The sequence below is a fragment of the Pseudoalteromonas sp. NZS100 genome (genome assembly GCF_015864815.1).
Lineage (GTDB): Bacteria > Pseudomonadota > Gammaproteobacteria > Enterobacterales > Alteromonadaceae > Pseudoalteromonas > Pseudoalteromonas distincta.
In genome coordinates, this window is sequence record NZ_JADYWM010000013.1 from 78,202 (window position 1) to 93,362 (window position 15,161).

The 15,161-nt window shown below is 39.0% G+C and carries 12 protein-coding genes; 2 read left to right on the forward strand and 10 right to left on the reverse strand.

Annotated features, from left to right (window positions below; all coding sequences use genetic code 11):
- Nucleotides 1-7: 7 nt before the first annotated feature.
- Together I6E69_RS13995 and fdxA are read right to left on the reverse strand one after the other, a co-directional pair.
- On the reverse strand, nucleotides 8-2,251 hold the full coding sequence (locus I6E69_RS13995) for a carbohydrate binding family 9 domain-containing protein (RefSeq protein WP_197121471.1): 2,244 nt from the start codon (nucleotides 2,249-2,251) through the stop codon (nucleotides 8-10).
- Nucleotides 2,252-2,387: 136 nt separating this feature from the next.
- Nucleotides 2,388-2,711 (reverse strand): ferredoxin FdxA, encoded by a 324-nt coding sequence (gene fdxA, locus I6E69_RS14000; RefSeq protein ID WP_002958626.1) that lies wholly within the window; start codon nucleotides 2,709-2,711, stop codon nucleotides 2,388-2,390.
- Between the two features lie 194 nt (nucleotides 2,712-2,905).
- On the opposite strand from fdxA, the gene I6E69_RS14005 reads away from it, so the two are divergent.
- Together I6E69_RS14005 and I6E69_RS14010 are read left to right on the forward strand one after the other, a co-directional pair.
- Nucleotides 2,906-4,513, forward strand: coding sequence for an NAD(P)/FAD-dependent oxidoreductase (locus tag I6E69_RS14005; RefSeq protein ID WP_002958627.1), 1,608 nt, complete (start codon nucleotides 2,906-2,908; stop codon nucleotides 4,511-4,513).
- 95 nt (nucleotides 4,514-4,608) lie between these two features.
- A complete protein-coding gene (locus I6E69_RS14010; RefSeq protein ID WP_197121472.1) occupies nucleotides 4,609-6,108 on the forward strand; it encodes an amidase family protein in 1,500 nt (499 codons plus the stop codon).
- 30 nt (nucleotides 6,109-6,138) lie between these two features.
- On the opposite strand, the gene I6E69_RS14015 is transcribed toward I6E69_RS14010, so the two are convergent.
- The 8 genes from I6E69_RS14015 to I6E69_RS14050 form a co-directional block, all read right to left on the reverse strand.
- On the reverse strand, nucleotides 6,139-7,443 hold the full coding sequence (locus tag I6E69_RS14015) for a DEAD/DEAH box helicase (RefSeq protein ID WP_002958629.1): 1,305 nt from the start codon (nucleotides 7,441-7,443) through the stop codon (nucleotides 6,139-6,141).
- Between the two features lie 90 nt (nucleotides 7,444-7,533).
- Complete coding sequence (locus I6E69_RS14020; protein WP_197121499.1) at nucleotides 7,534-8,763, reverse strand: beta-ketoacyl-ACP synthase; 1,230 nt, start codon at nucleotides 8,761-8,763, stop codon at nucleotides 7,534-7,536.
- On the reverse strand, nucleotides 8,763-9,488 hold the full coding sequence (gene fabG, locus I6E69_RS14025) for a 3-oxoacyl-ACP reductase FabG (RefSeq protein ID WP_197121473.1): 726 nt from the start codon (nucleotides 9,486-9,488) through the stop codon (nucleotides 8,763-8,765). The genes I6E69_RS14020 and fabG overlap by 1 nt, the downstream gene beginning before the upstream one ends.
- Complete coding sequence (locus tag I6E69_RS14030) at nucleotides 9,485-9,940, reverse strand: hotdog family protein (protein WP_197121474.1); 456 nt, start codon at nucleotides 9,938-9,940, stop codon at nucleotides 9,485-9,487. Before I6E69_RS14030 ends, fabG begins: the two co-directional genes overlap by 4 nt.
- Nucleotides 9,933-11,102, reverse strand: a complete 1,170-nt coding sequence (locus I6E69_RS14035) for a beta-ketoacyl-ACP synthase (RefSeq protein ID WP_197121475.1) — start codon at nucleotides 11,100-11,102, stop codon at nucleotides 9,933-9,935. Before I6E69_RS14035 ends, I6E69_RS14030 begins: the two co-directional genes overlap by 8 nt.
- Nucleotides 11,099-11,659: a DUF3261 domain-containing protein gene (locus I6E69_RS14040; RefSeq protein WP_197121476.1), complete on the reverse strand. Its 561-nt coding sequence runs from the start codon at nucleotides 11,657-11,659 to the stop codon at nucleotides 11,099-11,101. Before I6E69_RS14040 ends, I6E69_RS14035 begins: the two co-directional genes overlap by 4 nt.
- Nucleotides 11,647-12,885, reverse strand: a complete 1,239-nt coding sequence (locus I6E69_RS14045) for an NAD(P)/FAD-dependent oxidoreductase (protein ID WP_182671191.1) — start codon at nucleotides 12,883-12,885, stop codon at nucleotides 11,647-11,649. The genes I6E69_RS14040 and I6E69_RS14045 overlap by 13 nt, the downstream gene beginning before the upstream one ends.
- Nucleotide 12,886: 1 nt before the next feature.
- Nucleotides 12,887-15,127 (reverse strand): MMPL family transporter, encoded by a 2,241-nt coding sequence (locus I6E69_RS14050; RefSeq protein ID WP_197121477.1) that lies wholly within the window; start codon nucleotides 15,125-15,127, stop codon nucleotides 12,887-12,889.
- Nucleotides 15,128-15,161: the final 34 nt, after the last annotated feature.

Below are 15,161 nucleotides of genomic sequence, written 5' to 3' on the forward strand. Positions count from 1 at the left end.
TTAATATTTAAAGCTGCCAGGCATAGCTAACTTTTGTAAATAAGGTACGTTGATCCCGCTCAATATTTTTAAGTGAATCATCTTGGTAACCTCTATCTGAGTAACCCAAATAAAACAGTGTTTGCGCATTAATTTTATATGAGTAAACAAGCTGACTACCATAGTCTTTGTTAATTTGGCTAACTTGATAAAAGTAGGCATTTTCGTCTCTATCAATATCTTCAAATTGTAAAATAAGCTTAAGAATTGAACGCATACTAAATTTATAATGAAGCCTAAAATCAACTAAGTTAGCTGTAAATACACGCTCCCCTTGTGGGTTATCTAATTGGCTGTAGTTATGTTTTACATCGAGCTGCCAATGGTCGTTAATGTCCCACACCATTTGGGTTTGGGTGTCAAACGCATCGCCTAATTGCTCATTTGCATAATCAATGCGGCTAGCGTATTCAACATATAATGATAACTTTAAATCTTTAGTGGGTTTAAAGCCCGTATAAATGTAACCAATATTTTGATTATAAAAATTGTCATTATAATTTTCATAACGGTGTACTAAACCAATTTCAAAAATAGATTGTTTTTGGCCTTTAAAACTCAAAAAGCCTTCGTATTCTTCTTCAAGTAAGTCGCCATTTTGCGCCCACGTTTTATCCCAGTCAGCTTCGTATGACCATGAGGTAAGTAAATCAGACTCATCTCTGTACCATGTTTGTCCGCCACCAAAGCCTACTTTTTCATAATCGACTTTAGCTTGATAACCTAAATCAGTGCGGTAGTCCTGCCCAATATTTTCATAAGATGAAAATAATTTGTAATCACGCTTATCGCGGGTAAATTCTAGAGCATAAGCTTCATCCGATTGAGTTTCAGATAAGTTATAGTTTTGAATTAAAAATTCAGAGTTACGAGTATCAGCAGATGACACTTGATACAAAAGAGTATCCGATTGATTAAACCAGTAGCTACCATCCACTGATAATACAGTGTTGTGATAGTCATCACTTTCTCTGTGCGTGCTTGAAATACCGATAGTACCTTGCTGACCTAAGTCATATTGATAACGCCCTGCGGCTGCATTCGTTTTTTTGTTTAAGCTTGCAAAGCCAGAGCCCTGATTCGTTGGCAGTAAAATATTACTATTGTCGTCATCAGCTAGCATTAGCGCATAACTATGATCGCCCGTTTTACCCGTCAGCTTTGCACCTAAAGTAGGCTCTGCAATTGTACGTGTGTATAAAAGCTCAAATAAGCTACTTTTAAAGTAAGAAGCACCATCTAAAAAGAAAGGACGTTTTTCAGCGTAATAAATTGAGAAGGTTGTATTTACATCAAGCTCTAAAGAGTCAGTTTCTACTTGCGAAAAATCAGGATTAATTGTCGCGTTTAAAACAGCATCTTTTGTTAAACCCCAGCGTAAATCTAAACCCACTTCAGTATCTATATCACCCTTATCCCAATCACCTGGCAACGCAGATTTATTATCGTTACGCAGTGTGGTTAATGTAGGTGTTAATTGGATATTTTTACTTGATTCAATGTCACTAAATCCAACTAACTTATCAAACTGGCAAAGGCTGCATTTCACATTTCTATCAAACCCCATATTTGATAGCTGATATAGCACATCACGTTGGTAGTTTCTCATTACAGAAAAACCCCACGTTAGCTCATTTTTATTTTCAGGAAAACGCAGTGCTTTAAAAGGAATACGCATTTCAACAACATAACCTTTGTCGTTAATTTGTCCTGCGCTATCCCAAATAGCATTCCATGAGGTATCAGAACTCCACCCATCGGTGTCGGTCATTCGTATATCGCCTTGCGCGCCCAGCGGGTTAACATGGAATTCATAACCACTGCGTTCATCATTAAATGTATCAATAACAAGAATAACTACGTCGTCTTCCCATAGCGTATCGCGGTCACGAAGTGATGCACGAATTTGCTCAGGGTTAGGATCCTCAGCAATAAAACCAACATATAAGTTAGTGCCATCTTCGTAAATAAAGGCATCAGTTTTTACAGGGGGTGTGCCTTTTTCGTTAGGCTCATCTTGGTAGAGTAAAGATATACGTGTTGCATTTTGCCAGTGCGCTTCATCCATAACACCATCAACGGTGATATTTGAATCAATACGGGACAAGGATACTTGCTGTTTACTAGCCGCTACATCAAGGCTTGAAAGTAATAAAACAAAACTTAAAAATAGGAAGATAAACTTTTTTATTATAGTTATAAAGTACTGCATAAACATCCATTTAGACTGTAATTACTCATAAGGAGCAACTTAAGCTGAGGATTGTAATTTATCCAGGTACATTTGTTAATACTTTGAAATGAAAAATTAACTATTTAATGATAAAGGAGTAACTAATTGTTATATATTACGTTTCGAGTAGTTTAAGCTTATCGTCTATGCCATTCCATACATCAGCGTCCTCTGGAGCAGGTTTAACCTCTGTAATGCGCGGCCAGACCAGTGCAAGTTCAGCATTTAATTCAGTAAACTCTTTTTGAGACTCTGGTAGCTCATCTTCTTGGTATATCGCATCAGCTGAACACTCAGGGACACATAAGCCACAATCGATACAATCAATCGGGCTAATTGCTAAAAAATTAGGGCCTTCAAAAAATGCATCTGCTGGGCACACTGATACGCAATCGGTGTACTTACATTTTATACAATTTTCGGTGACAACAAACGCCATACTATTTTAATACCTAAGATTTTGAACAACAGTTGTGGATCATACTCATCTACTCCAAAAATACAATAAATAAGTGCCATATCAGGCTATTTTAACGTAAAATGCGCGCCTAATGTTTGCACACTCGTTGTGCCCTGCATCCCCTTATTGTGAGCGGTAATAATACCCCGCTATGACACCTAAAAGAGATATAAATGATACGTTTAACCGAAATAAAGCTGCCACTTGATCATGACGAAGACGCAATTGGTCAAGCAATTGTAAATAAACTAAAAATCCAACCTGAACAATTGCACAGTTTTAATGTGTTTAAACGTGGTTATGATGCACGTAAAAAATCAGCTATTTTACTTATTTATACACTCGATATAGAAGTTGATAACGAAGCCGAGCTACTCGCAGCATTTGAAAAAGACCAACATGTAAAAGTAGCACCAGACACAAGTTATAAATTTGTAGCCCAAGCTAACAATAATATCAAAGAGCGCCCTGTCGTGATTGGTTTTGGTCCTTGTGGTTTATTTGCGGGCTTATTACTTGCTCAAATGGGCTTTAAACCCATTATATTAGAGCGCGGTAAAGAAGTACGTGAACGTACAAAAGACACGTTTGGCTTTTGGCGTAAACGCACACTTAATACAGAATCAAATGTACAATTTGGTGAAGGTGGCGCAGGTACATTCTCAGACGGTAAGTTATACAGCCAAGTAAAAGATCCAAAGCATTATGGCCGAAAAGTCATTACTGAATTTGTAGAAGCAGGCGCACCCGATGAAATTTTATACGTAAGTAAGCCACACATTGGTACGTTTAAACTTGTCACCATGATTGAAAAAATGCGCGCTCGTATAATAGAGCTTGGCGGCGAAATTCGCTTTAGCACACGTGTTGACGATATTCATTTAGACGACGGGCAAGTAACAGGTTTAACGCTTTCAAATGGCGAGCAACTAAACACTCGACATGTTGTATTAGCCGTTGGCCATAGCGCACGTGACACGTTTGATATGATCCACAAAAAAGGGATTTATGTTGAAGCAAAGCCATTCTCAGTCGGTTTTAGAATCGAACATAAACAATCAATGATCGATGAATGTCGTTTTGGCACAAATGCAGGAAACCCAATTTTAGGCTCTGCCGATTATAAACTTGTTCATCACTGTGACAATGGCCGTACAGTTTACAGCTTTTGTATGTGCCCAGGTGGCACAGTAGTCGCTGCAACCTCTGAAGAGGGCCGTGTTGTTACCAATGGTATGAGTCAATATTCACGAAGTGAACGCAACGCTAACAGCGCTATTGTGGTAGGTATATCACCAGAGCAAGATTTCCCTGGTAATCCACTTGCTGGAATAGACTTACAACGCAAACTTGAAGAGCAAGCGTATGAGCTTGGTGGTAGCAACTACGATGCACCAGCACAGTTAATTGGAGATTTCTTAAAAGGTAAATCATCTGCAGACTTAGGCGAAGTACAGCCCTCTTACACACCTGGTATTAAGTTAACTGACTTGAGTAAAGTGTTACCACAATTTGCAATTGATGCCCTTCGCGAAGCGATACCAGCGTTTAATAAACAAATTCGTGGCTTTTCAACTAACGACGGTTTATTAACCGGTGTTGAAACACGTACTTCGTCGCCTATTAGTATTAAACGTGATAAAACATTCCAAAGTATTAACACCAAAGGGCTTTACCCTGCAGGTGAAGGCGCAGGTTACGCTGGCGGTATTTTATCAGCGGGTATTGATGGTATTAAAGCAGCTGAAGCAGTCGCACTGTCTATGTTAGAAAACGCTTAAACCTCTTTTTTAAGCTGTTTATCGAAAAGCCTCACTTTGTGAGGTTTTTTTGTGCTAAATATATAGAAAATAATAACAACTCAAGCACCTCAACAATGATCAAAACATTTACCTTTTCGTTGCTTAGTGTATTAGCAATTTTTAACGCTAAAGCACAAGAGCTAAAAACCATCGATGAAATCCACAGTGCATATAAAAATAATTCTATTAATGCACAGCAACTCACCCAAAATTATATAGACCGAATTAATAAACTTAACCCACAATACAATGCAGTTATTAGTTTAGAGCCTACAGCTATTGCTCAAGCTAAAACGTTAGATGAACTTGCCGCCAAAGGCACTTGGGCAGGTCCATTACACGGAATACCTGTACTTCTTAAAGATAATATAGAAACGAAGGGCACACTTCCCACAACGGCTGGCTCTTTAGCACTTAAAAATAACGTTACTGATAATGATGCTTTTGTTGTTAAACAACTACGTAATGCGGGCGCTATAATTTTAGGCAAAGCTAATTTAAGTGAATGGGCAAATTTTCGTTCATCCTATTCATCGTCAGGCTGGAGTGCCGTAGGCGGACAAACACATAATGCGCACGATGTAACACGTAATCCATGTGGTTCTAGTGCAGGCTCTGCTGTGGCAGTCGCACTTAACTTTGCGCCCATAGCATTAGGGACTGAAACAGACGGTTCAATTACGTGCCCTGCCTCAGTAAATGGAGTTTATGCAATAAAACCGAGTATGGGCCAAGTATCACGCTCAGGCGTTATACCTCTTTCAAGTAGCCAAGATTCAGTAGGGCCGATGGCGCATTCACTTAAAGATGCACTGCTGGTTTTATCAGTTTTGCAAGGTGAGGACTCCCTTGATGCAACAACTACAGGGTTTGAATTAAAAGCAGGTAATCTAAAATCAAAATCGTCACTTATTATCGGTGCGCTACCTAGCGATAAATTTACAATTGAAACGCAGCGCCTTTATGCCAAGCAGTTACAAGCATTAAAACAGGCTGGGCACACTGTTATTAATGTAGATATTACTGATAACTTAGATACGCTATTTGTTGATGAATACTATATTTTACTTTACGACTTTAAAGCCGAAATTAATCACTACCTCGCAAGCACTCCCGCACAAGTAGCTGTTAAAAGCCTAAAAGCACTTATTAATTTTAATATTCAAAATAAAAATACAGAAATGCCCCACTTTGAGCAAGATATCCTAGCTCAATCGCAGGCTATTGATTTAACAAACAAACAAAAATACCAAGAGACTAAAGAACGCTATCGCACTTTAGCAACGACAGCCATTGTTAATGTATATAAAAACAACAAGCTTGATATTGTTATAGCGCCTACAGTATCACCCGCCTGGAAAACAGACTTAGTTAATGGTGATAATTTTAATGGCAGTAGTAGTTCGTTATCTGCTATTGCAGGCACAACGCACATAACTCTGCCTGTCGGAAAAGTAAGTGGTTTACCGGTTGGTTTGTCCATAATAGCAAATAAAGAGGACGAGCAAGCGGCTTATTTATACGCAAATATTATTGATGAGGTGTTATCACCAGGCACAAAAAAACCTGAGTAAACTCAGGTTTTTTAAACTAAACGGCGTTAACTATGACTTTTTAAGTGACAGTTTTTCGCCTTTTAAGCTTTTACGAACGCTTGAAATACGTGAGCGATTTACTGCTCTCGCTTCACCGGTTGCTTGTCCTGATAACTTGTTAGAACGTGTACGGCGTAAATGCGCTGGTTTTTTACCAATTTTATCAATTAGTACTTCACGGTTACTTACTTCGTAACCTTCTAAATATACACGTTTGATTTTTTGACCGATTAACGTTTCAATTTCAAACAAAGTGTTTTCTTCTTCGCGGCTAACAAATGAGATTGCTTGACCTTGGCGACCAGCACGACCTGTACGGCCAATACGGTGAACGTAATCTTCTGCAAGCCAAGGTAAATCAATGTTAATTACACGAGGTAAACCATCAATATCAATACCGCGAGCAGCCACTTCTGTAGCTACTAATACACGTACTTTGCCTTCTTTAAATTCTCGTAGAGCACGACGACGGTTACCTTGAGATTTGTCACCGTGGCAAACGCCCGCCGGAATACCATCAAGGTTAAGCTCTTTAACAAGCTCGTCAGCTGTTTCTTTCATGTTTACGAAGACAAGCACTTGTTGCCAGTTTTTCTTACCAATCAATTCAGAAAGTAGTTCTTGCTTACGACGTTCTTCAACAGGGTAAACAACATGCTCAACAGTACTTGCTGTACTGTTAGTTTGATCAACACGCACTATTTCAGCTTGTTTTAATACTTTAGATGCAAATTGTTTAATTGCTGCAGGGAAAGTAGCAGAGAAAAGTAAAATCTGGCGCTCTTCTGCACAGCTTTTAATCACGTTTTGCATGTCTTCAATAAAGCCCATATCAAGCATACGGTCGGCTTCATCAAGAACAAGGTGCTTAACACTTGCAAGGCTCAAGTTACCTAAGCGAATATGATCAAATAAACGACCTGGTGTTGCAACAACAATATCAACACCTTCTTTTAAAGCGTTTGCTTGGCCGGCGGTACTAACACCACCAAATAAACTAACGACTTTAAGTGATGTGTGCTTTGCAAAATCTCTAAAATTATTTGCAATTTGTTCTGCAAGTTCACGCGTTGGAGCAAGTACTAACGCATGAGGTGCATTCGTTGTGCTGAGTTCAGACTCAACCAATTTTTGGATGATAGGTAAAGCAAACGCGGCAGTTTTGCCGGTACCAGTTTGTGCACTGGCTAAAACGTCTTTACCTTTACGAACAGCAGGGATTGCTGCGCGCTGAATGGGCGTAAGAGTGTGATAGTTAAGTTCGTCCAACGCCTGGATGATTTCAGGAGCGAAACTAAAAGATTTAAAATTCATGCTGTATAACCTACGGCCACATTATCAAGGGTCGCAAATTATACAGTAAAAACGAGTCAACAGTTAGTCATTACTTCTACTTTAACGCGTTTAATCTGCTTTATAGCGTTTAAATATTAAAGAGGTGTTAATACCACCAAACGCAAAATTATTACTCATTACGTAATCGGTATTAATCTCACGCCCTTGGTGTGTTATGTAATCAAGCAGAGCACATTCGTCATCAACGTTGTCTAAATTAATTGTTGGTGCAAACCAGTTATCAGCCATCATATTAATGCTTGCCCAAGCTTCTATTGCACCACAAGCACCTAAAGTATGTCCCAAATAACTTTTTAACGAGCTAATAGGTTTATTGCCAAGTGCGTTAAACGTTGCATGAGATTCGGCAATATCACCTTTATCTGTTGATGTACCATGCGCATTTACGTAACCAATTTCTTCTGGTTTTAGATTGGCATCTTGCAGTGCCATTTCTATCGCTAGTTGCATTGTTTTTGATGTGGGTTGAGTAACATGTTCACCGTCAGAATTGCAACCAAAGCCAACCACCTCTGCTAGTATTGTTGCTCCGCGCGCTTTTGCATGTTCGTATTCTTCTAAAATAAGTGTACCCGCGCCTTCGCCTATCACTAAGCCATCACGATTTACATCAAAGGGACGAGGTGTTTGTTTTGGTGTGTCATTTTTTGTAGATGTTGCATAAAGCGTATCAAATACTGCAGCCTCTGTGATGCATAATTCCTCCGCTCCACCAGCCACCATTATTTTTTGTCGGCCAAACTTAATCGCTTCATAGGCGAAGCCTATTCCTTGAGATCCCGATGTACAAGCAGAGCTTGTTGTTATGACACGCCCTTTTAAACCAAAAAACACACCAACATTTACAGGGGCAGTATGCGCCATCATTTTAATGTAACTCGTGGCAGTTACACCTGACATCGACCCCGTTTCCATCATATTTGCAAAGGCGAGTAGTGGCTCAGTAGAGCCCGTAGATGAGCCATACGCTATGCCCGTAGAGCCATCAGTTAGACTTTCGTGCTCTAGTAGTTTGGCTTGTTCAAGTGCGCATTCAGTAGCACGAGTTGACATAAGTGACACTCGCCCCATTGAACGGATTTGTTTTCGTTTGTAATGACTTGGTCGCTCAAAGTGTTTAACTGGCGCGGCTAAACGGGTATTGAGTTCGTTAGCTATATCCCACTCTGGCATAGTAACAACCGCATTTTCGCCTTTAATTAAGGCTTGTTTGAATTCAGACCAATCATCGCCCAATGCAGTGACCACCGACATCCCTGTTACAACAACGCGTTTAATCAAACCATACCACCATTAACCGAAATCACTTGGCGTGTTATGTAAGCTGCATCATCAGACATTAAAAAAGCAACTGTTCCCGCAACTTCTTTAACGCTCCCCATGCGTTTAAGGGGGATCATTTTCATCATTTCATCAATAGGTAATTCATCAGTCATCGCGGTTTCTATTAAACCAGGTGCCACACAATTAACTGTGATTTTGCGTTTTGCCAATTCTAATGCAAGTGCTTTTGTAGCTCCAATAATACCGGCTTTTGCTGCACTATAATTTACTTGCCCTCGGTTACCTGCAATACCTGATACCGATGACATTGTAACTATTCGCCCACCTTTACGGCTTTGTACCATAGGCATTACAGTTGGGTGTACTACATTATAAAACCCATCAAGGCCTGTACGTATTACACAATCCCAGTCTTCCCCTTGCATAGCAGGAAATGCCATATCGTTAGTAATACCTGCATTACACACCACGCCATAATAAGCGCCATGCTTAGCTATATCTTCTATTATTTGTGCTTTGGCTTGCTCTCTGTCGCATACATCAAATTGTAATAAACTGGTAGCTCTACCTAATGCATTAATCTCATCGCATGTTACTTGAGCTTGCTCAACACCGGCTCTGCAATGCACAGCAATATCAAACCCTTGCTCAGCAAGTTTTAACGCAATAGCTTTACCAATACCACGGCTTGAACCTGTAACTAAAATTCTTTTTGTCATTGATTTTCTCTTATAAATTCCAACGGGTTTTCAGGCTGAAATACATTAATTTTTGCTTGGCAAAGTAGAGTTTCACACGCGAGTATTTGACATTCAAATACACTTAAACCTGACTCTTCTTGATATAGTTTTTTCACTTCAATAGTCAGCTTACTGCCGTTTTTAAAACACGGTTGATAAGTTTGATATTTTCGCGTGCCAATTAAAAAACCAATTTTTACAGGTTTATTTTCATCATTCGCTAACGCACCAGCGTAAGCGGCAATAGACTGCGCCATGTACTCAACACCAATATAGCTAGGTACGCCATTAATTGCAGGACTAAAAAAAGGGCTTTGCTCAGTTATAGTAACGCCGCATTGAGCTTCATCTTCGCTGTGTGTTAAAAGGCTATCTATTAAAATCATAGGCGCATCATGCGGGACTACTAGCTCTATAGGGTAATTAGTCAACGTTAACTCCCAATATTAAGCTGGCATTATTACCGCCAAACGCAAAAGAATTAGATAAGCAATATTTAAGAGCGGGCTTAAACGCTTGTTTTATTATTTTTATATCAGCCAAATCACTGCCTTCTTTAATCACGTTATACGGCAGCATATGTTGACCGCTGTCTTTTAATAATAACCAACATATACCGGCTTCAATGGCGCCTGCAGCACCAAGAGTATGCCCTGTTAAATGCTTACTTGAGCTAAGCGGGGTATTGTTGCCAAACACGCGATTAATTGCAAGTGCTTCCATCTCGTCATTTTTTTCAGTAGCCGTACCGTGAGCGTTAATATAATCAATATCACCACAGGATAACTTTGCGCTTTTTAGTGCTTTTTCCATAGAAGCTTGGGCGCCCATCCCATTAGGATCGGGGGCTGACATATGATGCGCATCTGAGCTTTCGCCACTGCCTAGTAACATAACGCCGTTATTTGTTATTGGCGTATTTTTAGTCATTACAAATAAAGCGGCCCCTTCACCAATATTAATGCCGTCTCTGGTGCTAGAAAAAGGCTGGCATAGACCCGAGCTTAAAGAAGCGAGCGAATCAAAGCCATTAATTGTTAATTGGCACAAACTATCTGCACCACCACAAATTACCACATCGGCTAAATCAGCATTTAGCAAAGCTCGAGCGCTAATTAACGCTTTAGCGCTCGACGTGCATGCAGTAGAAATACTGTAACAAGGGCCTAGCGCCCCTATTTTATGTGCAATATAATGAGCGGGTGTTGCTAGCTCTTGATCACTGTAACTAAAGTCACCGGGCCAAAGTTTTGTACTTTCATAGCTTTTACGCGCTCTTTCGCCATCATGAATACCTGATGTACTAGTACCCATTACAATTGCGATACGCGACTTATCAATATGCGAAAGTTTATCTAAGGTGGGCTTAATCTGCTCTAAAGCTAAATCAATAAATGTATTGATACGTTTATTATTTGATAAAGCAATAGACTGAACTTGCCCGACATACAGCGGTGTTTTCTCAGCACTTAAATTTTTATTTAAAGTTAATAAAGGAGTTGCAGGGTTATATTTATTTAAGCTTGTTATGGTTGCATCTTGGCCTATGCCCATCGCACTCACAATGCCTAAATCATTCAGCCAATATGTCACTGTTCTACCTTTTTAAATGTTATTTGATACTGATGTAAAATATTGTTCAACGTTGTCGACTCATCACTATAGTCAATGGTGATAAATGTACCATCATCGTTAAATACCTCCCGATTAGAGCCAACCTGCTCTATTAAAGCACCCTCTAGCTGCTTTTGTAAAAATGCTACTGGCCAATGTACTAATGCAATATCCGCCAAAATATAATGAGGGTCTATCCCTTCTACCGCCAGCATATTTCGTGTTTTTACTGGGCCATTTAAAGGTTTTTCAAGCTCCATAATCGGAAAGCCTTGCACTGTCATTAACAATAACTTAATTGCACCTTTGTCATTTATAGCTAATTGGGCAAATACAGTGTGTGTGTTTTGCTGACTAGTAATATACAAAACTTGCTGCCAAGACTTATTAAACATTTGTGCTGGTACACTATTAATATTTAATTGAATATTAGGTGATAGATACACTTTATTTTTAGATGCTGTAAAACTCGTACATGCGCTCAATACAGCAAATATAAATACACTACACACCGCATACTTAATTAATTTTGACATAACTGAGCCAACACATTTAAACGGCGTTCACTTTGTGCAACAAATGGGTTATTCGTATCCCATGCGTAACCCGCTAAAATAGCACTGATCATTTCTCGTACTTGGGTATTTTGTTCAGAGTAAAATATCACATCCTGAAAACGCGTATCGTACCACCCTGTTACAAATGTTCTAAAACAATCGACTCCAGCTTGTAATGGCTGTGCGTAGTGAGCGTCAAAATCGACGACTTCGTTTTTTAAATAGCGATCAACAAGTGGGGCAATTAAATTTGCAGATTTGAGTGCGATTGTTACACCTGATGAAAATACCGGGTCTAAAAATTCCCCCGCATTACCCAATAAAGCAAAGTGCTTACCATATAACTTACTCACATTTGCCGAGTAGCCTTTTATATTTTTTGCTGGAGTTAATAACTCACGCTGTGCTAACAGTGTTTTTAAATAAGGGTCTTGCTCTATAAATTGATTTAGTAAATCGCTAGATTCATCATCATTAAAACGCTCTGACTGCGCCACAACCCCAATACTCGCAGTACCATCACTAAAGGGAATAAGCCAATACCACACGTCTGAATATTGAGGGTGTACGGTAATCAAAATTTTATTTCGATCGAAGCTTGTATCACTAATATTGTCTTTAAAGTGACTAAAATAAGCGCTTCGAACAGGAAAGTTAGAAGGAAGCTCTAAATCTAACAATTTTGGTAATACACGCCCAAAGCCACTTGCGTCCAATACAAATCGGGCATTAACGCGGTAAGCTTGCTGCTGCTCATTGTGTACCACTAATGATGCACCATTTGGCTCATCACAGTAGTCAACCACCGTGTGCTTATATCTGATTTCTACGCCTTGTCCTTGTGCTTTGTCTGCTAATAATTTGTCAAAGTCGGCTCTTTTCACTTGATACGTAGTGCCTGGGCCTTTAGTAAATTTTTCAGTGAAGTTTATAGTTGTATTTTGCCCTGCCCGATGAAAAGCAGCGCCATCTTTAAACTGAAAACCTAAAGCCGCTGCATTGTTATGTAGTGTATCGATTAAGCCCGCGTCTTCTAAGTACGCCATACATTGCGGCAGTAAGCTTTCACCAATTGAAAAACGTGGAAACGCCTGCTGTTCAAGTACCAGTACCCGCCATCCCTTTTGAACTAAAAGACTACTAGCCAATGCACCAGAAGGCCCAGCGCCAATAACAACAACATCGTACTGCTCAAGGTTATTCAAATTATTGTTCCTTTTGAGGCTTTAAAACACTCAGCGGTGATAAAAAGTAAATAGCTAAAATCCCTACCATTACACTCAGCCCAAAGCTAAAAATAGCGGGTGTATCAGAAGCACTCAACATGCCAAATACCCACATTGATGACGCAGCCGATAAGCTAATCGCTAACACATTTTTGGGCTCTAACTTATTTATTTGATAAAAAACGAGGTAATCAATTGCTAAGGCAATAACAAGTAACGCACCGAGTAAATTAAATAACGACAAGCTACCTTGAATCGCATTACATACCCAAAGCATGATCAACACCACAACAGATAAAATGGTCACCTGCAGCAGCGCTATTTTAATCGTAAATCGCCAACTAAAAAGCAGCCAACTAATAAAACCCGCAAGCACTAGGCTTAATAGTAAATATTCACGGTAATCACTTAATAAAGCACTAATTTGTTTAGGTTTATTATAAAGGTAAATTCCATTGTTTTTTTCAACCTCATTAATTAGTTGATCAGATGAAATACCCGAAATAGACACCCACGTTATCGATTGTTCTGACTCAACAACCATTTGAGAAAGCAGTAATGGTTTAAATGTACTCGTGGCGAGTGTTTCATAAGTTAATAAGGGCGCTTTTGTACTTGCTAGCACTTGCCCTGTAACGCGCTCAGCAATATTCAAAGTCCCTTTGTTTTTTGCCTGTTCAAACAAGGCTTGGTTATCCCTCTGCTTTTGTAAACTAGGCAACCAATGGCTAATGCTGTTATGTTTAAAATTAGGGTTTAGTTGGGTTAAGCGTTTTAAAAATTGTTCTTGTTTTTGTAAAAGCGCTTCGTCGCTATCTGCAAACATAAAAACAATTTGGGTGTCCCATTGCCCAAGTAATAACAAATGCTTTTTTTCGTTTAGCATTAAATGTTCGGAGCTTGCATTTAATAGCTTTACATCATCATTAAAGCTAATGGGTTTTATTAAAAATAACGCACTTATAAGGGCTAATAATGTAATGAGTATTGGTTTTTTTAAACTATTGCAGTATAAAAAAACCTTAATGAGCTTTTGACTCATCAATAAACTCGAAGGCGATAACGTGAGTGTAGATTGCCACAATGGCAAAACTAAAACTGTAAATAGCCAAGCACTCACTAAACCCGCAATAACAAACACACCAACTTGAGATAATAACGTTAGTGGTGCACCTAGTAAGCAGCAATAACCCAGCGTAGTCGTAATAAGAGACAGCAAAAGCGCAGATTGTGTCCCTTTGCTGTAGCCTTTTTCATGCTCTTTTTTGGCTAAGTCAGTCATACCATGGAATGCATAATCAATGGCAATACCAATTAAGGTAACTGCAAAAACAAGCGTTAATAAATGAATAGTATTAAACAGCAACACCATAGCGATAGCGCCACCAATAAGTGCGCTCAGTACGGTAAAGCTTGCTAATAAAATACTGTTTAAACGCCTAAACACCCAAAATACCATAGCAATAAGGGCTAATAAGCTAATGCCACCAAACAGGCTCATCTCGTATTTAGCTTGTTTAGCATTTTCAGCCGTATGAAATAGCACACCAGAGTAAGTAATGCTTAAATCAGGGTAGGTTTTATTAAGTATATTGATCTGTTTAATTATCGCGCCAGCTAAATCAATTGATTTATTAACCCCTAAATTTTCGGGCGCTAAGTTTGCCAAAATGACACGGTATTCAACGCCTTTTAAACGTCGAGTTAAACGACCTTGTTCAAGCGTAAACAATTGGCTTTGTTTTAAGTTATCTTCTATAAATGCCGCTAAGCTCAAACTTGTATCTTTGCTTAAGGTAGCACTTACAAATGGGTTGCCTAACTGATTTAATTGCTCAAGGTAATAATGTTCAAACGTTGTTTTTTTGCTTAATGTTTGCTTGTAAGTATCACTTAATAACGCATGTTTGAAAGGTGAGAATGTTTGCGCTAAATCGTTAACGGACGGAAAGTTAAATGTGCTTTTAATTGAATTATCGTCGAGCCATTTTTGGAAATCATCAAATGCTTTATTTTTATTACTTCCTGCAAACGAGAACATAATACGATTAGCATTTTGCTGAAAAAAAACATCTTCCGCATGTGCAATTTGGGAATGCGATTTTGGCAATAAGCTAAGCATATCAGCGCTAAATGTTGGTTTAGACAGCCAAAAAGCTGCAGCAAAAAGTAAAATTAAACTGCTAAACCACCCTACAATAACGGTAATTCGTTTTGTCACTGCACTATTCCCTTAATTAAGCACTGCATTATTT

What these genes read in the sequence shown, in the direction of transcription:
- I6E69_RS14015 (WP_002958629.1), bottom strand. Translation starts at nt 7,443, where the DNA reads ATGAATTTTAAATCTTTTAGTTTCGCTCCTGAAATCATCCAGGCGTTG.
- I6E69_RS14010 (WP_197121472.1), top strand. Translation starts at nt 4,609, where the DNA reads ATGATCAAAACATTTACCTTTTCGTTGCTTAGTGTATTAGCAATTTTT.
- I6E69_RS14005 (WP_002958627.1), top strand. Translation starts at nt 2,906, where the DNA reads ATGATACGTTTAACCGAAATAAAGCTGCCACTTGATCATGACGAAGAC.
- fabG (WP_197121473.1), bottom strand. Translation starts at nt 9,488, where the DNA reads ATGACAAAAAGAATTTTAGTTACAGGTTCAAGCCGTGGTATTGGTAAA.
- I6E69_RS13995 (WP_197121471.1), bottom strand. Translation starts at nt 2,251, where the DNA reads ATGCAGTACTTTATAACTATAATAAAAAAGTTTATCTTCCTATTTTTA.
- I6E69_RS14040 (WP_197121476.1), bottom strand. Translation starts at nt 11,659, where the DNA reads ATGTCAAAATTAATTAAGTATGCGGTGTGTAGTGTATTTATATTTGCT.
- fdxA (WP_002958626.1), bottom strand. Translation starts at nt 2,711, where the DNA reads ATGGCGTTTGTTGTCACCGAAAATTGTATAAAATGTAAGTACACCGAT.